17 protein-coding genes and 1 pseudogene are annotated in these 23,075 nt (G+C 63.8%); 12 read left to right on the top strand and 6 right to left on the bottom strand.

Annotated features, from left to right (window positions below):
• Positions 1-483: pseudogene (locus Q0G75_RS00900) on the top strand (macro domain-containing protein).
• Between the two features lie 238 nt (positions 484-721).
• Here the strand turns inward: Q0G75_RS00900 and Q0G75_RS00895 are convergent.
• Positions 722-2,017, bottom strand: a complete 1,296-nt coding sequence (locus tag Q0G75_RS00895) for an O-acetylhomoserine aminocarboxypropyltransferase/cysteine synthase family protein (protein ID WP_281624054.1) — start codon at positions 2,015-2,017, stop codon at positions 722-724.
• A gap of 269 nt (positions 2,018-2,286) precedes the next feature.
• On the opposite strand from Q0G75_RS00895, the gene Q0G75_RS00890 reads away from it, so the two are divergent.
• Positions 2,287-2,655, top strand: a complete 369-nt coding sequence (locus tag Q0G75_RS00890) for a heavy-metal-associated domain-containing protein (RefSeq protein WP_294414604.1) — start codon at positions 2,287-2,289, stop codon at positions 2,653-2,655.
• Positions 2,656-2,833: 178 nt separating this feature from the next.
• On the opposite strand, the gene Q0G75_RS00885 is transcribed toward Q0G75_RS00890, so the two are convergent.
• The 4 genes from Q0G75_RS00885 to ilvA all read right to left on the bottom strand — a co-directional run bounded on the left by Q0G75_RS00885 (position 2,834) and on the right by ilvA (position 6,688).
• A complete protein-coding gene (locus Q0G75_RS00885; RefSeq protein WP_294414603.1) occupies positions 2,834-3,253 on the bottom strand; it encodes a flavodoxin in 420 nt (139 codons plus the stop codon).
• Positions 3,254-3,426: 173 nt separating this feature from the next.
• Positions 3,427-4,134 carry a DUF3793 family protein gene (locus Q0G75_RS00880; RefSeq protein WP_294414602.1) on the bottom strand — a complete coding sequence of 236 codons (708 nt, stop codon included), beginning with the start codon at positions 4,132-4,134 and terminating at the stop codon, positions 3,427-3,429.
• Between the two features lie 235 nt (positions 4,135-4,369).
• A complete protein-coding gene (locus Q0G75_RS00875) occupies positions 4,370-5,284 on the bottom strand; it encodes an AEC family transporter (protein WP_294414601.1) in 915 nt (304 codons plus the stop codon).
• Positions 5,285-5,476: 192 nt separating this feature from the next.
• Positions 5,477-6,688 carry a threonine ammonia-lyase gene (ilvA, locus tag Q0G75_RS00870; protein ID WP_294414600.1) on the bottom strand — a complete coding sequence of 404 codons (1,212 nt, stop codon included), beginning with the start codon at positions 6,686-6,688 and terminating at the stop codon, positions 5,477-5,479.
• Between the two features lie 277 nt (positions 6,689-6,965).
• Here ilvA and Q0G75_RS00865 point away from each other — a divergent pair, with 277 nt between their 5' ends.
• The 3 genes from Q0G75_RS00865 (at position 6,966) to acpS (ending at position 10,312) form a co-directional block, all read left to right on the top strand.
• Positions 6,966-7,340 carry a RidA family protein gene (locus tag Q0G75_RS00865; protein WP_042432748.1) on the top strand — a complete coding sequence of 125 codons (375 nt, stop codon included), beginning with the start codon at positions 6,966-6,968 and terminating at the stop codon, positions 7,338-7,340.
• Positions 7,341-7,758: 418 nt separating this feature from the next.
• Positions 7,759-9,597, top strand: coding sequence for a glutamine--fructose-6-phosphate transaminase (isomerizing) (gene glmS / locus Q0G75_RS00860; protein WP_294414599.1), 1,839 nt, complete (start codon positions 7,759-7,761; stop codon positions 9,595-9,597).
• A 73-nt stretch (positions 9,598-9,670) separates the two neighbouring features.
• Complete coding sequence (gene acpS / locus Q0G75_RS00855) at positions 9,671-10,312, top strand: holo-ACP synthase (protein WP_294414598.1); 642 nt, start codon at positions 9,671-9,673, stop codon at positions 10,310-10,312.
• Positions 10,313-11,014: 702 nt separating this feature from the next.
• Here the strand turns inward: acpS and Q0G75_RS00850 are convergent.
• Positions 11,015-11,989, bottom strand: a complete 975-nt coding sequence (locus Q0G75_RS00850) for a hypothetical protein (RefSeq protein WP_294414597.1) — start codon at positions 11,987-11,989, stop codon at positions 11,015-11,017.
• An 801-nt stretch (positions 11,990-12,790) separates the two neighbouring features.
• Here Q0G75_RS00850 and Q0G75_RS00845 point away from each other — a divergent pair.
• From Q0G75_RS00845 to modB, 7 genes are all read left to right on the top strand, one after another.
• Positions 12,791-13,804, top strand: coding sequence for an NAD(P)H-hydrate dehydratase (locus tag Q0G75_RS00845; RefSeq protein WP_294360875.1), 1,014 nt, complete (start codon positions 12,791-12,793; stop codon positions 13,802-13,804).
• Between the two features lie 244 nt (positions 13,805-14,048).
• Positions 14,049-16,391 carry a SpoIIE family protein phosphatase gene (locus Q0G75_RS00840; protein ID WP_294414596.1) on the top strand — a complete coding sequence of 781 codons (2,343 nt, stop codon included), beginning with the start codon at positions 14,049-14,051 and terminating at the stop codon, positions 16,389-16,391.
• 30 nt (positions 16,392-16,421) lie between these two features.
• Complete coding sequence (locus tag Q0G75_RS00835; RefSeq protein WP_294360873.1) at positions 16,422-16,724, top strand: STAS domain-containing protein; 303 nt, start codon at positions 16,422-16,424, stop codon at positions 16,722-16,724.
• A 9-nt stretch (positions 16,725-16,733) separates the two neighbouring features.
• Complete coding sequence (locus Q0G75_RS00830; RefSeq protein WP_294414595.1) at positions 16,734-18,518, top strand: GH3 auxin-responsive promoter family protein; 1,785 nt, start codon at positions 16,734-16,736, stop codon at positions 18,516-18,518.
• Between the two features lie 6 nt (positions 18,519-18,524).
• Positions 18,525-20,360 (top strand): MATE family efflux transporter, encoded by a 1,836-nt coding sequence (locus Q0G75_RS00825; RefSeq protein WP_294414594.1) that lies wholly within the window; start codon positions 18,525-18,527, stop codon positions 20,358-20,360.
• 255 nt (positions 20,361-20,615) lie between these two features.
• Positions 20,616-21,533, top strand: coding sequence for a molybdate ABC transporter substrate-binding protein (gene modA, locus Q0G75_RS00820; protein ID WP_294414593.1), 918 nt, complete (start codon positions 20,616-20,618; stop codon positions 21,531-21,533).
• A gap of 96 nt (positions 21,534-21,629) precedes the next feature.
• Complete coding sequence (gene modB, locus Q0G75_RS00815) at positions 21,630-23,072, top strand: molybdate ABC transporter permease subunit (RefSeq protein ID WP_294414592.1); 1,443 nt, start codon at positions 21,630-21,632, stop codon at positions 23,070-23,072.
• Positions 23,073-23,075 lie beyond the last annotated feature (3 nt).

Here is a 23,075-nt window from a genome sequence, read left to right as displayed (position 1 = left end):
GTGAACGCGGCGAACTCCCGGTTGCTGGGTTGCTGGGTGCCAGGCCACCACTGCATCGACAACGCCATCCACACCTATGCCGGCATTCAGCTGCGTGCGGAATGCGCGCGCATCATGCGGTCGCAAGGCCGTCCCGAGCCGACGGGCCTGGCGAAGATGACGGAAGCCTACAACCTGCCGGCGAAATGAATCGTGCACACCGTGGGCCCCATCGCGGACGGAAGCCCCGACGCTGAAGACCGGGCGCTCCTGGCGAGCTGCTACGAAAGCTGCATGGATGCTGCTCTGGAGGCGGGGGCGGCGAGCATCGCGTTCTGCTGCATCGGGACCGGCGTGTTCGGGTTCCCCCAGGAAGAGGCCGCGCAAATCGCGGTCCGCACGGTGCGCGGATGGCTTGACGAGAGCGAATCGGGCATCCATGTGGTGTTCGACGTCTTCTTGGAATCGGACGAGAGAATCTACCGTGACATTCTTTTCAGCTAACTTGTTCGCCGGCCGCGGGTACGCGTACGCCAAGCGGGGCGCGGTCCTCGTTGAACTGCGCCCTAAAACTGCAAAACTCGGGTGGCTTAAATAAAAGGCTACGCAACAAGGGACTGACTCCGGAGCTCTTCCGGGGTCAGTCCCTTCAGTTTTGCCTGGCGTCTCCGGGTGCTCCGCTACCGGCCGGGGAAATAGGAACCGTAGCGCGCTCCGCCATGGGCATCCGGTCGTCGGAAGACTACTTGATGGCTTCGAAGCCGGCGGCCAGGTCGGCGATGATGTCGTCGATGTTCTCGGTGCCGATGGACAGGCGCACGGTGGTGGGCTTGATGCCGGCGGCCAGCAGCTCGTCCTCGGTCAGCTGGGAATGCGTGGTGGAAGCCGGGTGAATGACGAGGGACTTCACGTCGGCGACATTCGCCAGCAGGCTGAACAGGCTCAAAGACTCGGTGAACTTGCGCGCGTCGTCGGCGGTGCCCTTCACGTCGAAGGTGAAGATGGAGCCGGCGCCGTTCGGGTAGTACTCGTCATAGAGTTCCTTGGCGCGGCCGGTTGCCAGCGCCGGATGGTTCACGGAAGCCACCTGCGGATGGTTGTTCAGGAACTCCACCACCTTCAGCGCGTTCTCCACATGGCGGTCGACGCGCAGGGAGAGCGTCTCCAGGCCCAGCAGCAGCAACCATGCGTTGAACGGGGAAAGCGTGGCGCCCTGGTCGCGCAGCAGCGTGGCGCGGGCCTTCGTGATGTAGGCTGCGGGGCCTGCGGCCTCGGTGAACACCACGCCGTGGTAGCTGGGGTTGGGCTTGGCCACGCCGGGGAACTTATCGGCGTTGGCGGCCCAGTCGAACGTGCCGGCATCGGTGATCACGCCGCCCATGGCCGTGCCGTGGCCGCCGATGAACTTGGTGGCGGAGTGGACGACCACGTCGGCGCCGTGCTCGATCGGGCGCAGCAGGTAGGGGGTGGAGAAGGTGGCGTCCACGATCAGCGGCACGTTGTGGCGGTGCGCGATGTCGGCCCAAGCCTCAAGGTCGAGCACGTCGGAGTTGGGGTTGCCCAGCGTCTCGGCGTAGAGCAGCTTGGTGTTGTCCTGGATGGCGGCTTCGACGGCGTCCAGGTCGGCAGGGTTGACGAACGTGGTGGAAAGGCCCTGCTCGGCCAGCGTGTGCTCGAACAGGTTCAGCGTGCCGCCGTACAGGTTGGTGGAGGACACGATGTGGTCGCCGGCGGTGGCGATGTTCTGCACCGCGATGGTGATGGCGGCGGAACCGGTCGCCACGCCCAGGGATCCGACGCCGCCCTCGAGCGCGGCCACGCGCTCCTCGAAGGTGCTGACCGTGGGGTTGGTCAGGCGGCTGTAGATGTTGCCGGGCTCGGTCAGACCGAAGCGGCCGGCGGCGGTGGCGGCGTCCTTGAACACGAAGGACGAGGTCAGGTAGATCGGCACGGCTCGGGCGTCGGTGGCCGGATCGGGCTGCTCCTGGCCGGCGTGCACTTGCAGGGTTTCGAATGCGTACTTCTGCTTCTCAGACATCTGGCTATCTCCCAAATCGATTACTATTGCTTTCTTGTTCTCATATAACGTGATGACGGTTGTAAGTTATACCGAAGCAAAGGAAGCGGGTCAATAGGAATATAGGAGATTCAGCTTGCGAGGTATTTCGAAAATCAGATATCTGGTTTTTCATGCTGTCGATAAGCCTAGCGAATAAATGGGAAATACCGCTCCGAATATGCCCCATGGGGGTATACAAGTGCTACAATCGCCTTGTACTGTTAACCAAAGCTAAGAAAGGTGGAACCATGGTCGCGACCGTGATCATCTGCGCAGTTATCGCCGTTGCCGCTGTATTTGCAGGCAGAAGAGCCGTTCGCACGTTCTCGGGCGATGGCTCGTGCTGCGGCGGGAAGAGCGCGAAGAAGGCAAAGCGCGCACATGTCGAGGATACCGACGAGGCGAACTATCCGCATGCGACGGATGTGCCGATCGGCGGCATGACGTGCGAAAGGTGCTCCGCTGCGGTTGAGAACGCGCTGAACGGCATCGACGGCGTGTGGGCGCGGGTCGATTTGGCGGCGAAGAACGCGCATGTGCTGTCCAAGCAGCCGCTTGATATGGACCGCGTGAAGGATGTCGTCCGCGAAGCCGGCTACTACGTGATCCAGCGCTAGCCGCAGGCCGTCGAAGGGCAAGGGGCCGCATACGGCGGCCTCTCCGCCGGGCGGTTCGCATCTATGGCAAGGGAGGGCGCCGGCCGCGGCATTGTGCGCCGCGGCTTGCCCCAAACGTGAAAAGGGCTTCCCTCGGGAAGCCCTTTTCCGTGGTCGATCGCCGGTTTCGCGAACCGCGTTACGCCAGCAGCGCGCCTAGGCGCATGCACTCGGCGGCGGCGTCATCGTCGGGGTAATCCTTGGCGATGACGCTGTCCACCACGTTCAGGCCGGCCTCGTCGGCGCGCTGCTCCCACAGCTCCATCCATTCGCCGTCGTTCCAATCGTAGGAGCCGAAGAGGGCAACCTTCTGGCCGGACAGCGCGGGTTCAACCTCGTCGTACATGGGCAAGAACTCGGTGTCCTCAAGCTCCTCGTCGCCCATGGCCGGGCAGCCGAAGGCGAACGCGTCGAAGTCACCGATGCGGTCAGCGCTGAAATCGTTGCATTGCATCAGGTCGGCAGTGCCGCCCGCTGCGCGCACGCCCTGCGCCACCAGGTCCGCCATGGCCTCGGTATTGCCCGTGCCGCTCCAGTACACCACTGCTACTTTGCTCATCTGCATATCCTTTCGTTTACAAGGGAAGCGTCGGTCTTGTGCCGAACGGTTGAGGCGCTTCGGGCGAGCGCGCCGACCGTTCGGCGCGAATGCGGCAAGGGCGCGTTTCGCCGCCGGTGTTCGATGCTTGCGGCATTTGCGGACTTGCGGGCTTTCGCGCTTGCGGCTGTAGGCTACCCTGCTGCTGCGAACGCCTCCTGGGCGGGGAAGTTCTCGTCGATGGCGGCAAGGCAGTCGATGGGCACGCCCTCGTCGAACAGGTCCTCGTAGGCCGCGGTGCAGGTTTTGTAGCAGCAGAAGCACGCCTGCGCATCGCGGGCGCGGCTGTATACCTTCCAGCAACCGCTGCACAGGCTGTTCTCGCCCTTGTTCTCGATGAACCCCACCACGTCGTCGTAGGGGTAGCCTAGGAAGAACCCGATCTCGTGCGGGAACGCGCAGCTGCCGGAAAGCGTGGCGGCAAGGTCGGTGCCGCAGATGCGGCGGTGCAGCTTGGCGATGCAGGCGGAAAGGTCGGAGGGGTCGTATCCCTCGTCTTTCAGATAGCGGAAGATATCGGGCTGCGCAAGGTATGCCCTCAGCATGGTTGGACGGTACACGTACAACAACAGGCCGGTCTTGCGTCGTGCCAGTATCTCGATGCGCACGCCGCACGGCTCCAGCTTTTTGCGGCATATCCCCAGCTCATGAGTGAGTTTGGCGGAATCAAGGGTATCGAGTGCGGCGTTTTCTCCCGGGTTTCCGTCGGCATCGACGCCTTCGCGGTATACGAACATGTTCGCCGGCTTCAGCCCGGCAAGCGCAGGGGAGCAGTGGTGCACCAGCTTGCGCTCAAGATCGGCGGTGCGGCTCGGCTTCGCACCCGATGCGCCTATGATCACGGCGGCTCCTTCCCATTCATGTAATCCGTGGCTAACATAGTAAGCATAAGTAAACCGCAGTCAACATGTTTGGGGAATCTTCGCAAAAGATTTCGCGTGGAAGGCGGATGCGGCTGGGAAGCGGCGGTCCGCATGGCGCCGGCGGGTGGATCGCCGCTTCCCAGCTGGCGCGCCAACGGTGGGCATATGAGCCGCCAACGGCGAGGCGGCAGCGCCTAGCCGTCGATGCCCCGCACTACACCAGCGTCAGCGCGATGGTGGCGGCGGCGACTACGCCAAGGATGATGGTGAGGGCGTTCGCGAAGCCGGCCAGGCCGCCGTCGCCGCCCGACATCTGCGTGTACATAGGCCCAAGCGCGCTTGCCGGGCTCCAAACCAGCAGCGTGAGCAGGGCGCGCATGACGCTATCGATCGGAAGCGCCAGCCAAACGATGCAGGTCAGCACCACGCTGAACGCCGCGCGCAAACCCACCAGGCGCGCCACCTTCGCCATGCGCTCACGCGAGACGGAGAAGCTCATCATGAGCCCCAGCATGAACATGGCCAGAAACGAGTTGGCGTTGGCGATGGGCTCGGTGAACGCCACCAGCTCGGCAGGCAGGCGAACTCCCGCCACCGACAGCAGGATGATCAGCAGGTACGTATCGAACGGCAGGCTTGAGAACAGGCGCTTTGCGACGAAGCGCACAGGATGCTGGATGCGCTCGCCTCCGGCGATCAGGCCGGTGAGCGCATAGGAGCCGCCTGCCATCATGAACGCGTTGCCGGCGTCGTAGAGGCAGGTGGCCACGGCCATGGTGGGCGAGAAGATGGCCTGCACGAACGGCAGCGCGAAGCAGCCCAGGTTGAATCCGCAGCCGTTGAGCAGGTAGAACGCGCGGTCGCCGCGTTTGGCGTGCGGGGTGATGGCGAAGGTGACCAGGTATGCGCCGAAGGCGAAGGCGAAGCCGAGGGGCACGAGCAGCAGCATCTCCGGCGAGAAGTCGGCAGCGCCGAACGCGTGCAGCACCGCGCAAGGCAGCGTGAACGTGAACACGATCTTCGACACGAACTCGCCGGGCATGTTGCCGAGCTTGCCGGTGTGGCCCATCCAGTAGCCTGCGATGATGATGCAGACGAAGGCGAATACTTTGATGAGTGCGGTTTCCATGCTGTTCTTTCTTCCTAGGCCCCTTCGAGAAGCCCGTCGGCGTTTTCCCTGTGCAAAACGGGAAAACGCGCAAACCCCCAACCAATCGAATCCCGAAAGAAACCGGTCAGGGGCCTGCGCGTTGTGCGACTTGCGTATGCGGTTGTAGGGCGAGGGGCTTACGCGGCGCTTCGTTCCCTCACCGGGTTTGCCTTACAGATGCGCGTTGATGAGCTTCGGGCGGAAGCCTTCGCCTTCGAGCGCCTTGACGATCTGCTGCTTGTGGTCGGTGCCGAACGCCTCGATGGTGACGCGCAGCTCCACGGCGGCCTGGCGGTTCGTGGTGACGAACTGGTTGTGGTCCAGGCGGATGACGTTGCCCTTGTTGTCGGCGATGACCTGCGCCACGCGCACCAGCTCGCCGGGGCGGTCGGGCAGAAGCACCGACACGGTGAAGATACGGTCGCGCTGGATCAGGCCGTGCTGCACCACCGAGGACATGGTGATGACGTCCATGTTGCCGCCGGAGAGGATGGAGACGACCTTCTTGCCCTGGAAGTCCAGGTGGCGAAGGGCGGCCACGGTGAGCAGGCCGGAGTTCTCCACGACCATCTTGTGGTTCTCGACCATATCCAGGAACGACGCGATCAGCTCGTCGTCATCGACGGTGATGATGCCGTCGAGGTTCTCCTGGATGTAGGGGAAGATCTTGTCGCCGGGCTCGAGCACCGCGGTGCCGTCGGCGATGGTGTTGGCGCGCGGCAGCTTCACCACGTGGCCCGCCTCAAGGGAGGCCTTCATGCACGCGGCACCGGAGGGCTCCACGCCGATGACCTTGATGTGGGGGTTGAGCAGCTTTGCCAGCGTGGACACGCCTGTGGCAAGCCCGCCGCCGCCGATGGGCGCCAGGATGTAGTCGACCAGCGGCAGCTCCTGCACGATCTCCATGGCGATGGTGCCCTGGCCCGTGGCGACGCCCAGGTCGTTGAACGGGTGGATGAACGTGTAGCTGTTCTCCTCGGCAAGCTTGAGCGCGTGCTCGTAGGCTTCGTCGTAGACGTTGCCGGCCAGCACCACGTCGGCGCCCAGGGCCTTGGTGCGCTCGACCTTGATGAGCGGGGTGGTGGTGGGCATGACGATGGTGGCCTTGACGCCGTAATGCTGCGCGGCGTAGGCGACGCCCTGCGCATGGTTGCCGGCGGATGCGGTGATCAGGCCGTGCGCGCGCTCCTCGTCGGTCAGCGTGCTGATCTTATAGTAGGCGCCGCGCACCTTGTAGGCGCCGGTGCGCTGCATGTTCTCCGGCTTGAAGAACACGCGGTTGCGGGAAATCTCGCTGAAGTAGGGGCTTTCAATAAGCTTCGTCTCCTGTGTAACTTCCTTGACTTTGGCTGCGGCTTCTTCGAATGCGTCCAGCGTCAGCATAGTTTCACCCCTTTTGTTTTCGGTTCGCGGCGGTTTAATGTCGGTGAACATCATAGCTTTGCAGGCGCTACAATGGTGAGGTTCCATATCAGCGCGACAAAATTCGACGCATCGCCTAGGTTTAACGTTTGGCGCAAGGCGTGGGAAACGCTGCCCGATTTCGGACAGATAGTGCTACGTCCCCATGTGACAGCTTGGGGCGAAGCGTGCGAAGCGCTGCCGTTCCGCGCGCTTGCGCGCGCATGTTGGGGCGCAAGCCCCGGAAAGGACGACCATCATGAAGGTCATCGCCACTCCGAACGCCCCCGCGGCCATCGGCCCCTACGTGCAGGGCCGCGTGTGCGGCAACCTGCTGTTCGCCAGCGGCCAGATTGCGCTCTCCCCGGAAACCGGCGAGCTTGTGGGCACCACCATCGAGGAGCAGACGGCCCAGGTCATGAAGAACGTGGCGGCCATCCTAGCCGAGGCCGGCACCGACTTCGACCACGTGCTGAAGGCCACGTGCTTCCTAGATGACATCGACGACTTCGCCGCGTTCAACGCTGAGTACGCCAAGTCCTTCGGCGACGCCCGTCCGGCCCGCTCGGCCGTGGGCGTGGCCAAGCTCCCCAAGGGCGCCCTGGTAGAAGTCGAGGTAATTGCGGAGGTGTAACGGTTTCGCCGTTCTGCCGAACGGCGAATTGACTCGACACTGCGGGCCGCTGCGGCACCCCGCCTTCGCACGAGCCTGAAGGCTTGCGTACCAAAGTACGCGGCGCCTTCACGCTCCCGCGAATTCGGGGCACCGCAGCGGCCCTCGTTGGCTTTGCCGCTAGCTGCGAGTGGAGCGAAGCCGCGCTTTCGGGGAGGGGTGACGCTGTGCCGTTGCGCGCATGTCCGCTTGCTGCGAACGGCGCTGTGCGCGGGGCGAGCGGCTGGCGCGTTAGAGATTGTCTGCAGCCTTGGCGCGTGCGCCGGGCGCTGCCCTACCATGTACGCGATGAAAAGCCCGACCAGGCAGCTCGGCTTTGAGCGTTCGCTCCCGCCGTGCGGCGCCTTCGGGCCGCAACCTACCTGTGAGGAGCAATCGCATGTGCGGAATCGTCGGTTTCACGGGCACGCGCCCGGCGCAGGGCATCCTGATCGAGGGCTTGTCGCGCCTTGAGTATCGCGGCTACGACAGCGCCGGAGTGGCCATCTACCAGGACGGCAAGCTCGAGGTGGTGCACCGCAAGGGCAAGGTTTCCAGCTTGGCGCACACGCTGGGGCATTTCAACTTCGAAGGCACCTGCGGCATCGGCCACACGCGCTGGGCAACCCACGGCCGCCCGAGCGAGGCCAACGCCCATCCGCACACCAGCTGCGACGGCCGCATCGCCGTGGTGCACAACGGCATCATCGAGAACTTCGCCGACCTGCGCGAGGAGTTGCAGGCCGCGGGGCATGCCTTCACCAGCGACACCGACACCGAGGTGGTGCCGCATCTGATCGAGCAGGCGCTGCGCGACGGCGCGCCCGACCTGCTGTCCGCCGTCCGCGCTGCATGCGAGCGTCTGGTGGGCGCGTACGCCCTGGCCGTCGTCTCCGCCGACGAGCCGGGCACCATCGTGGCAACGCGCAAGGATTCCCCGCTGGTGGTGGGCCAGGGCGCCGAGGGCGCCTACGTTGCCAGCGACATCATCGCCATGATCGACGCCACGCGCGACGTGGTGGTCATGAACGACGGCGAGCTGGCAAGGCTGACGCCCGAAGGCGTGACCTATTACACCGCCGCCGGCCAGATCATCGAGGACCCCAAGGTCACGCACGTGGATTGGAACCTCGACGTGGCCGAGAAGGGCGGATATCCCGACTTCATGCTCAAGGAGATCCACGAGCAGCCGCGCGTCATCCGCGACACGCTTGCGGGCCGTCTGGTGGGCGGCGCCCTTTCCATCGACGAGCTGGACCTTTCCGTGGAAGAGCTCAACCTCATCGACCGCGTCTACATCATCGCGTGCGGCACCAGCTACCATGCGGGCCTCATTGCGAAGAACCTCATCGAAGGCTGGGCGCGCATCCCCTGCGAGTGCGAGGTCGCAAGCGAGTTCCGCTATCGCAACCCCATCATCACGCCCACCACGCTCGTGGTTGCGGTTTCCCAGTCCGGCGAAACGGCCGACACGCTGGCGGCCATCCGCGACGCCCGCGTGAAGGGCGCGCGCGTGTTCGGCATCACCAACGTGGTGGGAAGCCCCGTGGCGCGCGAGTCCGACGGCGTCATCTACACGAAGGCCAACAAGGAGATCGCTGTGGCCTCCACGAAGTCGTTTTTGGGCCAAGTGGTCTCGCTCACGTTGCTTGCCATGCTGTTGGCGCAGGTCAAGGGCAAGTTGAAGATGAACCAGATCCGCCTGCTGTTCCGCGAGCTGGCCGATACCGCCGAGCAGGTCGAGCGCATCCTGGCCGAGTGCGGCCCGGCGGTCGAGGAGGCGGCGCAGGCGTGCAAGGACGCCCGCAGTGCGCTGTTCGTGGGCCGCGGCATGGGCGCGGCGGTCAGCCGAGAGGGTGCCCTCAAGCTCAAGGAGATCAGCTACCTGCACGCCGAGTCCTATCCGGCCGGCGAGATGAAGCACGGCCCCATCGCGCTGATCGACGAAGGGTTCCCCGTCATCGCCGTGGCGACGAAAAGCCCCGTCTACGACAAGTTGGTGTCCAACCTGCAGGAGAGCAAGGCGCGCGGCGCCATGGTGGTGGCCATCGCCACCGAGGGCGACGAGGAGATCCGCAAGCACGCCGATCACGTCATCTACATCCCGAAGGTGCGCGACGCGTTCTCGGCCATCACGGCAAGCGTGCCGTTGCAGCTGTTGGCGCGCGCCATCGCCGTGGCCCGCGGCTGCGATGTCGATCAGCCGCGCAATCTGGCGAAAAGCGTTACGGTGGAATAGGTTCGCGTACAATAAGGGCAACGTTGGTGCGGGCGCCGTTCGGGCGCCCGCTTGCTTTACAGGGAGGTCGCTTGTGGTCGAGGACGCGAAAGTAGCGGGCGAGGGCCGAAACGACGACGCATCGTCGCAGGTGGAAGCTGCGTTCGGGGCTGTTGAAGGAGCCGTGGGCCTGGGCGTGGACATCGTGGAGATCGAGCGCATGCGCAAGATCCTCAAACGGTCCCCCGCGTTCGCGCGCAAGGTGTTCAGCGCCGAGGAATGCCGCTATTGCGACGCCACCGCGCAGCCGGCCGTCCATTACGCCACGCGCTTCGCGGCGAAGGAGGCGGTGCTCAAGGCGCTGGGGACGGGCTTCTCCCAGGGTATCGGCGTGCGCGACGTGGAGGTTCGCCGCACATCGAAGGGCCGCCCGTACGCCGTGCTCACCGGGCGCGCCAAGCAGGTGGCGCAGGCGCTCGGCGTTCGCGAGCTGCCGCTTTCGCTGTCGTATACGCACACCGATGCGGTGGCGTGCGCCATGGCCATCACCGAGGGATCGGTGCGCGCGCAGCAGGAGCGGCGCGACCCTATGGAGGAGCTGGCGCGACAGTTCAAGGAGGCGCGCACCATGCTCGACGACCTGGACGCGGCAGCGCCTGCGCCCGCGCAGTCCCAGGTGCCCGACGCGCACTCGGCTATGGGCATGGTCCGACATGCGCAAGGGGAGGCTGATTAGCGGCCGCGTCAGGCTCGATGACCGCTTCTCGCAAGTTGGACGCCGGCGCGAAGCGAGGCGTACGTAGGTCGCGGGTGTGAATTGCGAAGAATCGCTCGTTTTGGCCCCAGCGGGACATAACGAGCGATTCTTCGCGTTTTCTGAGGCGCGGGATGGACAATATTGACGGTATTTCGTGCGAATGGGGAGCGCGGCGCGAATAATCGTTTCTTTTGGCCTACTCAGTGGCGAAGAACCGTTGATTTTGGCCGCCGAGGGACAAAATGAACGGTTCTTGTCTGGGCGAATTTGCGAATCCGTCGCCCCAGCGTGTTCGTTCGCTTGCTGAGCATGGTTCGCTTGCTGCGGCAGCTTCGTTTTCGTGCTTGTGACGTTACTGTCTGGCGAGCTTAGATGGCGCACAATCTAGGTGCTCGTGTACCTGGGGAAAGCACGCGCGCTTGATGGTCGCAGCAGATGAACGCCCGTTGGGCGCGGCAGCGCCCTTGCCTGCCGGATCCGCTGCATCAACAAACTGGTTTGTTGAAGAGCTCGCTGTAGGCGACTTACGCTGTGCCGCGTGCGTCGAATGCGAAAGCGGCGCATGTGTTTCGGCGGAAAGCGAAAAATCCCTTATAGTTTGCTTGCCTGGACTTGCGCGGAACCTCGTTCGTGTGCGTTCTCCGGATCGGCACTGGTTCGGCGATCTTGTCCGTAATGGCGCTACTCGCTATAACGGGCGCTTTCCCAAATCGGTTGGCTGCTCAGACGCTTGCGAAGCTCGATTTGTCGACGGTCGTAGTGTTCGCTCCTCGGCCTGATGCGCGTTCCGAGAAGCCGCGCGACGGTTGCGCCGACTCTTTTGAATTCCGACCTGTCGCGAAACGTCCGGTTTCCCACGGTGATGACCGTGATTCCCAGGCGGAGCAACGCATTCCTTCGTGCGGCATCCGAGGCGATGCGGTCGGATCCGGAGTGCTCGGCATCGCTGTCGTACTCAATGGCGAGCTTTGCTTGCTCCCAATAGAGGTCGCAAAGGAAATAGCTTCTATTGAGCGCCTTTTGCTCTGCTGCGTTGAGCGGGATGAAGCGGTTCAGCGAAGGCTGGGGGAGTCCCATTCCGCCGATTTTGCAGGGGAGCGTAAGAGCGAGCGCAACTTTCGTTTCGGCAGGCGACGCTGATCGGTCGAGCACGTGATCGAGCGCCCATCGTGCGGTTTTGATCCCGTTTGCCCCCTGGTTTTCGCAAACGACCGCGCTGAGCTTTTCGCGCGTGGTGATGGCATTGCGCTGAAAGAACCCTCCGCGTGCGTGGCGGTCGATGGAATACGTTGCGCACAATTCGCACCCTAAACGCACGGTATCGATTTTGTCGAGCGCAGCCGCCGATTGGACGAAGGCGAGTTCGGGGGAGCAAACGTAAACGTCATCCGCGATTCTGTAGAGCGCCCGTGCTACGGGCGGGGACCAAACGTGGCAGCGGAAGCGCGTGCTGTTATGGAACGGTTTCGTGGTAGCAATATGCAACGGGATGCTGGTGCACTGTTTTAGAAGCTGCTCGGCGCGGCGGCGGTCATCGATGGTGGGACTCGCGCACGGGAGTTCGGTTGCTGCATGGGCAGACGTGGCCTTGGGCTTGAGCGATTCGTGCGCAAGCCAGTACTCGATTGCTGAAATATGTGAGATCACAATAGTCATGCAATCTAAGGTATCAGAGTATTTCCCCAGGTAGAACGAGAATTTTGCGGTACAAGGAATAGGGAAGGTTTTGGTAAGGGTCAGGGAAGAGATCGACAAGGTTTGCGTAAGGAATCGGCAAGGTTTGCGCAAGATAGTTGTGATACGGAGGGCTTGCGCAAGCGTCGTGGCTAACGGCTGCGAGTTTGCGACTGCATTTACGGAATGCACGCTGAGATCGATGATGGAAGTGTTGCTTGTTGGGCATGGGGTTGGGCTGTCGTGTGGGGGCGCGATGCGAAAAACCGTCTGTTTTGGTCGTTGGCGGTCAAAACGGACGGTTTTTCGCGGTCTCGGAAGTGAGATACGGACGTTTTTGCCGGTTGTGCGCGTATGGGCTTTCCGATAGCGCAAATAATCGAGCGTTTTGGCCTTGAGGCTGCGAAGAATTGTCGATTTCGACCACGGCTGGACAAGATTGACGATTCTTCGCAGCGGGAGCTCGCTGCTTGGCCCGATTAGCACCCCGAAGTCCGATGCTTGGCCAGGCTAACGCTCCGAAGTCCGGTTTCGTCCCGGCGCGCGCTGGGATGGCTCTGGCGCGCGCTGGGGGCTCTGGTGCGCGTAGGGGTTCGGCTTTCCCTGGCGATTGACGCGGTCGCGCTTGCGCTTGGGGCGGTGCTGCGGCTTGCGCGTTGGCGCCGGGCTTCCTGTTTGCGGGGCTGCTTGCGGTGGCGAACGCCATGTTTTACTTGGCTCTTACGTGGTTGGAGTACACTGGGTGCGAGCATATGTGCGTAGCGCTTGGCGAATGGAGGACGGATGCAGCGAGCGAAGAAGTATACGTTGGAGCAGGTGGCGGCATTGCTTCCGTGGCCTGACGACCTGGCGAACAAGTATTCGCGCGGCAAGTTGACGCTGATTGCCGGTTGCGCCGACTATCCAGGCGCCGCATGTCTTGCGGCGGTTGCCTCGCAGCGCATGGGCGCGGGGTATACCGAAGTTGCCTGCTCGCCCGAATCCGTCGCGCCGGTGCGCGCGGCAAGCCCGTCGCTTGTGGTGCGCGCGTGGGATGAGTTGGCGGCGTACGCGCAGCTCGATCCCGATGAACGGGGGAGCGTCGCTGGCAGCCCTGCCGCGGTTCAGGCTGCGCCCGCAAGCTCGGACGGGCGGGCGGGCGCGTATCGCGCATGCCGATCGGGCCGTCCGGTGCATGCGGCGCCGCGCCCGAAAGCGCTTGGCCCCGTGGCGCCCCGTCATCCGCTGGCGTTCCTCGTCGGTAGCGGCCTCGATGCCGCCGATTCTCTTTCCGCCCAGCTGACCTGCACCGTTCTCGAGGGCGCGGCCGCTGCGGTGCTTGTCGACGGCGGCGGCCTTGACGCGCTGACCTCTCCCGAAGGCCGCCTGCTGCTGCGCCGCCGCTTCATTGACGGCTTGCCCACGGTTGTCACGCCGCACGCGGGAGAAGCTGCGCGCCTTGCCGCTCCGCTGGCCCTGCCTACCGATGACCCGGCGCAGTTGGCGTTGTTGCTTTCGCAAGCTTATGGCGTGACCGCCATGGTAAAAGGCCCCGTTACCTATATATCTGACGGTGAAACCATCGTGCGCATGTCGGATGGAACCTCTGCCTTGGCGAAGGCGGGAACGGGCGATGTGCTTGCCGGCATGGCTGCGGCGCTGCTTGCGCAGGGTTTGGCTCCGGTAGACGCGTGCGTGCTTGCTTCGGCGCTGCATGCGCGGGCGGCGCGGGCGGCGGCAAAGCGCCTGACCAGCATTTGCGTAACCGCTGAAGACGTGGTGGCCGCCATTCCCGAGGCGATCGCTTCGTTGTCGTAGCGCCCTGCCGCGACAGGTGGGCGGGCTTGCGGATGCTATTGCGATCCGGCGAAGATTGGACGAATCCGCATCGCCTATCTGCGGCGTGTCTGCGAAGGGCCGGGCATCCTGCCGGTTGCCGGGGCGGGGATGGCTTTTATCCTTCGTCTCGGTTTGCCTTCTTCTGCGCCAGCGACATTCGTTATAGTAAGGGCGAACGAATCTGGATGGCGTTTTAGCGAACGGATGCGGGAGGTGCGACACCATGGAATCGGATCGACCGGAACATAATGAGATGCCCGCAACCGCTGTTCGCGATGTCAGGGAGTCGCCGGTAGCTTCCGTTGCGTCAGAAGCCCCGCAGGCGCCATTGCGGCCTGGCTGGAAACGCTGCCTTGGCATGTTCGCCGCCTGCTTCGTCGTGTACCTGGCGGTCCTTGAAGGCTTTCTGGCGGTTCCGCAGTTCAACGACGTCGTGCAGATCCGTCCGGCGTCGGCGTTGGGGCCGGTGCTCGGGCTGTTCTTCGGCTTGCCGGGCGTTTTCGGTTGCGCGACGGCCAACCTGGTTTCGGATATCCTGCACGAAGGCGCCACACCGTTTATGCTGGCGGGCTACTTCATGATACAGATCATGTACAACGGCCTGCCGCGCTGGGTGTGGTACCTTGTGAACGCGAAAAGCCCGCGCCCGTACCCGCGATTCGACTCGGCGTCGAAGACGGCGCTGTACATGGGGCTTGTCCTGGTGGACAGCGCGTGCGTGAACCTGGCCGTCTATCTGTTCGTCGGCGCGCCGCCCGAGTCGGGCCCGTCGTTCGCCGCGCGCGGCTTGAATAACGTGTGGATGCTGCTCTACATCGGCCTGCCCTTGCTTTACGCGCTCGAGCGCAGCCCGCTTATGCCCAACCCGCCGCGTTGGATCCACGTCCCGTACCGCAACATCAAGAAGGCGAACCTCACTCAGCGCTTCGTCATCTGGTTCGTTATCGCGTCGGCGTTGCTGATGCTTCTCGTTTCGGTCTTGGTCATCGCCTTCGCCTCCGGCGACGAGGAGGACTTCCAGACCGTTGTGCACACCATGTTCCATGAGGCCGCCATCCTCATCGTGCCCATCTTCCTGCCCATGTTCGCGTTCCTGCACATCCTGGAGCGCCGCTTCACGCGTCCCGTCGAAGTGCTCGCCCTCGACCAGCAGACCTTCATCGAGCGCATGGAATCCGACGTCGAGCAGGGCAGGCGCGACATGCGCATCGCGGTCGATGAGCGCGGCACGAAGCCCCGTTACGAGATTGCCGAGCTGTACGAGTCCACCAACAAGATGCGCCGCGACATGGTCGGCTTCATTGAGCGCCTGTACAACGTCACGGCCGAGCGCCAGCGCACGGCCACCGAGCTCGACGTGGCCAGGCAGATCCAGATGAGCGCCGTGCCGCACGACTTCGATTCGCTCACGGAACGCTTCGCGCTCGATATCGCCGGCTTCATGCGCCCGGCACGTGAGGTGGGCGGCGACTTCTATGACGTGTTCGAGGTGGGCGAACGCGGTGTGGCCTTCGTCATCGGCGACGTGTCGGGCAAGGGCGTTCCCGCGGCGCTGTTCATGATGCGCGCGCAAAGCCTGCTGCGCCAGTACCTGCTGGAAACCGACGATCTTGGCACGGCGTTCACCCTGGCCAACCGCCAGCTGTGCGAGCGCAACGACGCCATGCTGTTCGTCACCGCGTTCGCGTGCGTGGTGGACACGGCAACCGGCGAGGTGCGCTTCGCCAACGCCGGCCACAACCCGCCGGTGCTCAAGCAAAACGGCAAGCTCAGCTACCTGAAATGCCGCCCAGGCTTGGTGTTGGGTGCTATGGATGTGGTGAAGTATCGCGAAGGCAGCTTTATGTGCAGCCCGGGCGATGGCCTGCTTTTGTACACCGACGGCGTGTCGGAAGCGGCAAACGCGGCTGAAGAGCTGTACGGCGAGGAGCGCCTGCTGGAAACGCTGGCGCGAATCGATGCGTCGGGTGGGGAAGGCGCCCCCGTGGGCTCGGACGTGCAAGCGTCGGACGTTGCGGCGGCTGCGAGCGCAGCGGCTGCATCTTCGGCTCAAACCGCTGTAAACTCCCTGGCGGCAAGCGTGGACGCCTTCGCAGGCGAAGCGCCGCAGGCTGACGACATCACCATGCTCGCCTTCCGCTGGAACCTTCCCGTGCAACGCCTTACGCTGCCGGCCGACGATGCCGAGCTTGATAGCCTGTTCGCCTTCCTGGAGCCTATCTGCGAGGGCGAGGGCCGCACGCCGAAGATGATGGCGCAGATGATGCTCGTCTGCGAGGAGGTCTTCGTCAACATCTGCCACTACGGGTTCCCCGACGGTCAGCCGCGCCTGCCGGTGGACATCGAGGCCGCCGTCGACGAGCGCGCGGGCTGCCTGCACCTCGTGTTCAGCGACCAGGGCATTGCCTACGACCCGCTTTCGCACAACGCGAAGAAGGTCGACCCCACCGATGAGCAGCGCAAAGGCGGGCTGGGCATCCTGCTCATGCGCAAGTACATGGACGACTTGCGCTACACTCGCGCCGACGGGCGCAACATCTTGCGTATGACGAAGCGATTCGTTTAAATACGGGAAGCGTTCGAGAAAGGACCGCATATGGAGATCAAGGCAACGAAAAACGGCGACGCGCTCGAGGTGGCCCTGTCTGGGCGCTTGGACACGAACACGTCCCCGGATCTGGAGGGCTACCTGCGCGAGAACCTGGAAGGCGTCGCCAGCCTGGCCATCGACCTGGCCGACACCCAGTATGTTTCGAGCGCCGGTCTGCGCGTGTTCTTGTTCGCGCACAAGGAGCTGGCGAAGGTGGGAAGCGGGCTGGTGCTGCGCCATCCCAACGAGTACATCGCCGACGTGCTCGACGCCACGGGTTTCACTGAAATCCTGACCGTCGAACAGTAGGGGGCTGCTATGGCGCATGACGAAAAGATCTCGGAACTGACCGGCAACGACGTGCATCGCGAGCAGCCCGCATCGGCGAGCGCGCCCGCGCAGATGCCCGATGTGGCAACCTTGCGTGCCATGATGCACGAACGCCAATACGCGGCGGGAAAGGCGCTCGAGCAGCAGCTTGAGGCCGACGTGCTGCATGCGCGCGAGGTGCAGGAAGAGCTGCTCTTCGAGATGATAGAGGCGAACAAGGACACGCCGTTCGGCCGCGATCACGGCTTTGCCGACATCAAGACGGTCGAGGACTTCAAACGCACCGTTCCCTTCACCAACTACGACGATTACGCCGGCTATATCTACGAGGTGATGGAGCACGGCACGCGCGGCGTGGTGACCACCGAGGAAATCGTGCACTTCAATGAAACCTCGGGCACCATGGGCAATCCCAAGGGCATCCCCTACACCAAGCGCATGGCGGAGATCCTTATGGGCTATTCGGGCGCGTACACGTATTACCGCAGCTACGTGGGCGCGGGTGAGGGCCTGGCCGGTGGTCGTATGCTCACGCTTATCGAAAGCCACTACGCCACGCTGAAAAGCGGCATCTCGTTCGGGTCGCTGTCGTGCAAGGCCATCGCCGACGCCCGCCCGTATCTTGCGGCGACCACTACCAGCCCCGACGAGGCCGTGTTCACCAAACCCGGCACCGACACGCGCTATCTGCATGCGCGCTTCGCCATCGAGGAGCGCGACATCCGCGACATATCATCGGTGTTCATCACCGGCGTGCTCGACCTCATGCGCTACGTCGAGGACAACTGGGAGCTGCTCGTGCGCGACATCGAGCAGGGAACCATCGATGCGTCCATCCAGATGCCGGCCGACGTGCGTGCCGGTTTGGAGGCGCGCATCGAGCCCAACCCCGAGCGCGCTGCCGAGCTGCGCGCCATCTTCGAGCGCGGCTTCAACGAGCCCATCACGCCGGCCATGTGGCCGAACCTGCTGGTCATTCGCAGCGTTGCCGGCGGCGGTTTCGCGCCCTACACGCAGCGTCTGCGCCGCTTCATCGGCAACGACGTGCACATCCTCTACACCGGCTACAGCGCTTCGGAAGGCGCGTTCTCCGTGCCGTTTGAGCTGGATAACCCTTCCAGCGTGCTGCTGCCGCGCAGCGTGTACTTCGAGTTCGTGCCCGTCGACGATCCCGACTACGACCACACGCTCGGCGTCGAGGACCTGCAAGAAGGCCATGACTACGAGGTCATCATCACCAGCCGTTCGGGCTTCTACCGCTACAAGATGCGCGACGCCATCCGCTGTGTCGGCCACAAGGGAACCATGCCCACGATGGAGTTCCTGTTCCGCCTCGACCAGACGGTGAACATGCATGGCGAGAAGACCACGGAGCTTGTGCTGCGCAAGGTGGCCGACAAGGTGGCAGCGCGCGCAGGGCTCGACCTCGTGGATTTCAGCGTGTACCCCGACGTCGACCATCATCCGGCCCGCTACGAGTACCTGTTCGAGTTTTACCATGCCGACCATGCGGCCATCGACCTGGCCGAATTGTCGCGCATCACCGACGAGGAGCTGCGCGCGGGCAACTACGACGTGGACTACATGACCGAGGACGGCACGTTCGCCCCGGCCACCGCGCGCGTGCTGCAGGACGAGACCAACCAGCTGTGGCGCGATATGCGCGTCATGCACGGCAAGGCCCCGAACCAGATCAAGCCGGTGCACATCGTGGACACCGAGCAGAAGCGGCGCTTCTTCTTCGCGCTCATCGACGGGGAAATCGAAGGGTAGGGAGTCATGGGGGCGCAAACCGAGAACAGCGAGCTGATCAAGCGGACGTTCGGCAAGTATCTGGCCATGTCCATCCTCATCACCCTGTCGGCAACGCTCGGCATGATGATCGACAACGTGATCGCCGGCAACTTGCTGGGGTCGGGCGCGGTGGCGGCCGTCGGCATGTCGCTTTCCGTGTTCATGCTGTTCTCGGGGTGCGCCGGCATCCTTGAAACGGGCGCGGTGGCCCTGTGCGCCCGGGCGCTGGGCAACCGCGACGCCGATAGGGTGAACGTGCTGTTCAGCGTGTCGCTTGCCGCGGCGCTTGCGGTGGGCGCGGCGCTGTCGGCGGGCGGCGTGGCCGGCGCCGACGCGTTGGCGACCATGCTCGGCGCCGCATCGGGCGAGCTGCACGCCGACACCGCGGCGTATTTGAGCGGCATCTGCTCCGGCGCGTTCGCCATCGTGCTGCTGCAGCTGCTCATGGGGTTCACGCGCCTGGACAACACGCCTCAGCTGGGTATCGTGGCCATCGTCGGCATGAGCGTGTGCGACGTGGTATTCAATCTGGTGGCGGTTTGCGTGCTTGACCTGGGGCTTCACGGTATGGGCCTGGCCACGGCGCTGGCGTATTGCGTGGCCGTGGGCATCTGCTGCACGCATTTTTTCAGCAAGGGCAACACGCTGCATCTGGTGAACCCCGTGCCGCATGCGGGGCAGCTTGTCGGCGTGCTGAAGACGGGCCTGCCCGATTCGCTTACCCGCGCCACCGTCATGGTGCGCACGTTCACGTTCAACTGGCTGCTGCTGACGGTGGCGAGCGCCGGCGCGGTCGCGGCCTTGTCCATGCTGTCGTCGGTGAACTCGTTCGCGTCGTCGGTGACCATCGGCGTTGGGCAGACGGCCACCCTTCTGTGCGGCATCTTCTTCGGCGAGGAGGACCGCGACGCGCTGAAGGCGACGCTGCGAACGGGCATGCGCATGGGGCTGGTGCTGTCGTGCGCTTTGTGCGCGGCGGTGTTCGCGTTCGCGCCCCAGGTCGTGGGGCTGTTCGGCCTTGAGGGCGACGCCGAGGCGTTCGGCGTGGTCGCCGTGAGGGCGTTCATCCTGTGCGTGCCCATCGACCTGATCAACCAACTGTTCGTGAACTACTACCAGGGCACGGGCAACGTGCGCGCCGCAAGCGCCATCGCCGTGGGACAGTCGGGCCTGTTCGCCGTGCTGTTCGCGCTGGGAACGGTATGGTTTTGGGGCGCGACGGCGGTGTGGACGTCGTTTCTGGTGGGCGAGGCCGTCACGCTGGCGTTGCAGCTGGTCGTGGCCAGCGTGCTGTGGAAGCGCCGGGCGGCGAAGGGGGCTGCCCACGATGCGCCCGAAGCTGCGGCGGATGCGTGCGAGCGAGCCGGCTTGCTCGACAAGATGATGTACCTGCCCGAAACCTTTCAGCAGGATTGGCGGGCCTGGCGGGCCTTTTCCTGCGAACCCGATATCGCATCGGTAGCGGCGTGCTCGCAGCAGGTGGCGGCGTGGTGCGATGCGCAGGGCATCGACGGGCGCCGTTCCTATCTGGTGCCGCTGGCGGTGGAGGAAATGGCCGCCAACGCGGTCGAGCACGGCTTTGCCAAAACGAAGCACCCGGCCATCGACGTGAAGCTTATCCTTAAGCGCGACGGCACGTTGGTGTTGCGCATGCGCGACAACGGCGCGGCGTTCAACCCCATGGACCTGGACCTTTCAGCTGCCGATCCTTGTTCCGCCGTTGGCATTCGTATGTTGCGCCAAGGTGTGCGAGAGGTGGAGTACCAGAACACGGTGGGGCTCAACAACGTGGTGGTGACGTTGCCCGCCGCTTCCCGATAGGCGAGCTGTCTTTTTCGCACGCCGACGTGGCTCAAGCAAGGGACCAAGGCCGGGCACCGTTTCGCGTTCCCGGCCTATTTGCCATCATGTGCGCCTTGTTCCCATTTCCGAGTATTCAAGTAGCGAAATAATTCACGAAAATGGATTATTGTCGATTGACTAACATACGAGGGTGAGAATAATATACCTACCAACAACGAATTGTTCGCTGTTGCGTACAAAGAGGGGTATCTCATCAGGAAGGAAAGGGAAGACATGAAGAAGCAACTTTGCGTCGTGGTCGCGGCCGTATGCGCGTTCGCGATGGTCGGCGCCTTCGCTCTGACCGGCTGCTCGTCCAACAGCGGCTCCACCGAGCAGAAGAGCGATTCCGCCACCGAGCAGTCCGCTGACAACAACAAGGAGCAGGTCGAGCTGCAGGTGTTCGCGGCCAACTCCCTGTCCAAGGCCATGGAAGAGGTCCAGGCCGCCTATATCGCCGATGGTCATGACAACGTGTCCTTCGCCGACACGCAGTACAAGGCCTCCGGCGAGCTCAACGAGATGCTGGGTGCCGGCTCCTATGCCGACCTGCTGATCAGCGCCTCGAAGGGTTCCATGGACACCGCCGTGGAGAAGGGCTACGTCGATTCCTCCACCCGCGTCGACATGTTCAAGAACGACCTGGTCATGGTCTCCAAGGAAGGCGCCGACATCAAGGACGTCACCCTTGACGACATCGCTGCCGGCAAGTACTCCATCTGCGTGGGCGACGATTCCGTGCCTGCCGGCAACTATGCCGCGCAGTCCCTGTCCACGGTCGGCGTGTACACCCCCGCCGCTGCCGACGAGGGCAAGACCGGCAAGGACATCTCCGGCAAGGGCGGCAGCTACCAGGCCTTCGTCGATGCCGGCCATAAGGTGGTCACCGATACCTCCGTGGGCAACGTGTGCAAGCACGCCCAGTCCGGTGACGTCGACGTCGCCTTCGTGTACACCTCCGATGTGTATCGTTTCGGTGGCGTGCAGATCGTCGGCACCGTGCCGGCCAACACGCACAAGAACATCGTGTATCCTGGCGCCGTCACCTCCGAGAGCAAGAACGCCGCTGCCACCCAGGAGTTCCTGGATTGGTGCCTGAGCAGCGACAAGGCCCAGGAGATCTGGCAGAAGTGGGGCTTCGAGCTGGCGTAAGGGCCGCGCTTGGAACCGCACAGCAGATAAGCGAACGAAGCAAGGGGATGGGGACGATTCGGCCCCATCCCCTTACCGCGTCCAAGGACGGGATATATGACGAAACAGGGAAAACGTGCGAAAAGGCTTATCGCAAGCCTTGCTGTTACAGCGGCGCTGGCGCTGTGCGCGCCGGCCGTGGCGCTTGCCGATGACGCGTTGGGTGATGTGGATGCGCCCGCGGTGAGCGCGAAGCCAGCTGCCGCCTCTTCGGATTCCGATGCGCAATCCGCAGGCGATGTGGATACGTCGGCGGTGCAGGTGTCCAAAGACGGAGATGCGGCGGCGCTCGAGGGCAGCAGTTTTGCGATAAGCGATTTCTCGCGTGCGCAGAAGGGTTCCAACCGCAGCATCGACGGCGAGTATCGCGGCTACGCGTACCTGATCGGCCAGGGGGTCGGCCAGGCGGCGCAGCTTATCGCCGTGAACGATCAGGTGGTGGCCTACATCCCGCCCGCCATGGCCCAGCAGCTTTCGCTCGACCTTGAGGACGGGCAGACGCAAACGCAGCTCAAACAGCTGTTCTGCGCGCTCGATGCGGGCCAGTCGTCGGGCTCGGTGCCCCTAAGCGGTATCTCCACGTGGCATTTCACCACGCAGCCAACGTATGACCTGGGCGCCGTGCGGCTTATGTTCGACCAGGAGATCTCGGGCAAGGCGTACGTGCTGGCCATCGGGGTGGACGGCAGCGACATCACCGACAGCGAGAACGCGAACTACGCCAAGCCCTCGTTCGCCGACTTCGGCACCATCGCGCCGGCCGATCAGGTGAGCATCGTCGCGAAGGCCACGGGCCTGGCCGCGGCGGGCGAGTTTCTGCAGAACCTGGATTGGAGCCCGCTGTGGGTGAGCCTGCGCACCACGGGCATCGCCATCGTGTTCATCGTCATCCTGGGCCTGTTGGCGGCGTATTTCTGCCTGAACCTCAGCTCGCGCGCGAAGAGCATCTTCGACGCCATCTTCACCATCCCCATGGTGCTGCCGCCTACCGTGTGCGGCTTCATCCTGCTGTTCGTTTGCGGCTCGAACACGGCGTTCGGCCGATTCTGGATAGAGACGGGCTTCCCGCTCATCTTCAGCCCCACGGCGTGCGTCATCGCCGCGGTGGTGGTAGCGTTCCCGCTGATGTACCGCAACGCGCTCGGCGCGTTCGAGAGCCTTGACCGCAACATGCTCGACGCCGCCCGCACGCTGGGGTGGAGCAACGCGAAGATCTTCGTGCGCCTGATGCTGCCGCTGTCGTGGTCGAGCATCGCGGCGGGTATGGTGCTCGCGTTCGCGCGCGCTTTGGGCGAGTTCGGCGCCACGCTGTTCATGGCGGGCAACTACGTGGGCATCACGCGTACCATCCCTATCGCCATCTACTTCGAGTGGATGAACGGCAACAGCGACGTCGCCTGGTTCTGGACGGGCGTTATCATCGTGTTCTCCCTGGTGGTCATCGTGTTCATCAACCTGTGGAGCGGGCACACCACCAAGTATCGCAAGCGTTCGGAGTAAAGC

The sequence above is a fragment of the uncultured Senegalimassilia sp. genome (assembly GCF_934636665.1).
Lineage (GTDB): Bacteria > Actinomycetota > Coriobacteriia > Coriobacteriales > Eggerthellaceae > Senegalimassilia.
This window is presented reverse-complemented; position numbering and strand designations above follow the sequence as displayed.

Excerpts from the sequence above, each read along its gene's own strand:
- Q0G75_RS00845 (WP_294360875.1), top strand. The coding sequence starts at position 12,791 with ATGCAGCGAGCGAAGAAGTATACGTTGGAGCAGGTGGCGGCATTGCTT.
- Q0G75_RS00830 (WP_294414595.1), top strand. The coding sequence starts at position 16,734 with ATGGCGCATGACGAAAAGATCTCGGAACTGACCGGCAACGACGTGCAT.
- glmS (WP_294414599.1), top strand. The coding sequence starts at position 7,759 with ATGTGCGGAATCGTCGGTTTCACGGGCACGCGCCCGGCGCAGGGCATC.
- Q0G75_RS00895 (WP_281624054.1), bottom strand. The coding sequence starts at position 2,017 with ATGTCTGAGAAGCAGAAGTACGCATTCGAAACCCTGCAAGTGCACGCC.
- Q0G75_RS00850 (WP_294414597.1), bottom strand. The coding sequence starts at position 11,989 with ATGACTATTGTGATCTCACATATTTCAGCAATCGAGTACTGGCTTGCG.
- Q0G75_RS00865 (WP_042432748.1), top strand. The coding sequence starts at position 6,966 with ATGAAGGTCATCGCCACTCCGAACGCCCCCGCGGCCATCGGCCCCTAC.
- Q0G75_RS00885 (WP_294414603.1), bottom strand. The coding sequence starts at position 3,253 with ATGAGCAAAGTAGCAGTGGTGTACTGGAGCGGCACGGGCAATACCGAG.
- modA (WP_294414593.1), top strand. The coding sequence starts at position 20,616 with ATGAAGAAGCAACTTTGCGTCGTGGTCGCGGCCGTATGCGCGTTCGCG.
- Q0G75_RS00875 (WP_294414601.1), bottom strand. The coding sequence starts at position 5,284 with ATGGAAACCGCACTCATCAAAGTATTCGCCTTCGTCTGCATCATCATC.
- Q0G75_RS00840 (WP_294414596.1), top strand. The coding sequence starts at position 14,049 with ATGGAATCGGATCGACCGGAACATAATGAGATGCCCGCAACCGCTGTT.
- ilvA (WP_294414600.1), bottom strand. The coding sequence starts at position 6,688 with ATGCTGACGCTGGACGCATTCGAAGAAGCCGCAGCCAAAGTCAAGGAA.
- Q0G75_RS00890 (WP_294414604.1), top strand. The coding sequence starts at position 2,287 with ATGGTCGCGACCGTGATCATCTGCGCAGTTATCGCCGTTGCCGCTGTA.
- modB (WP_294414592.1), top strand. The coding sequence starts at position 21,630 with ATGACGAAACAGGGAAAACGTGCGAAAAGGCTTATCGCAAGCCTTGCT.
- Q0G75_RS00835 (WP_294360873.1), top strand. The coding sequence starts at position 16,422 with ATGGAGATCAAGGCAACGAAAAACGGCGACGCGCTCGAGGTGGCCCTG.
- Q0G75_RS00825 (WP_294414594.1), top strand. The coding sequence starts at position 18,525 with ATGGGGGCGCAAACCGAGAACAGCGAGCTGATCAAGCGGACGTTCGGC.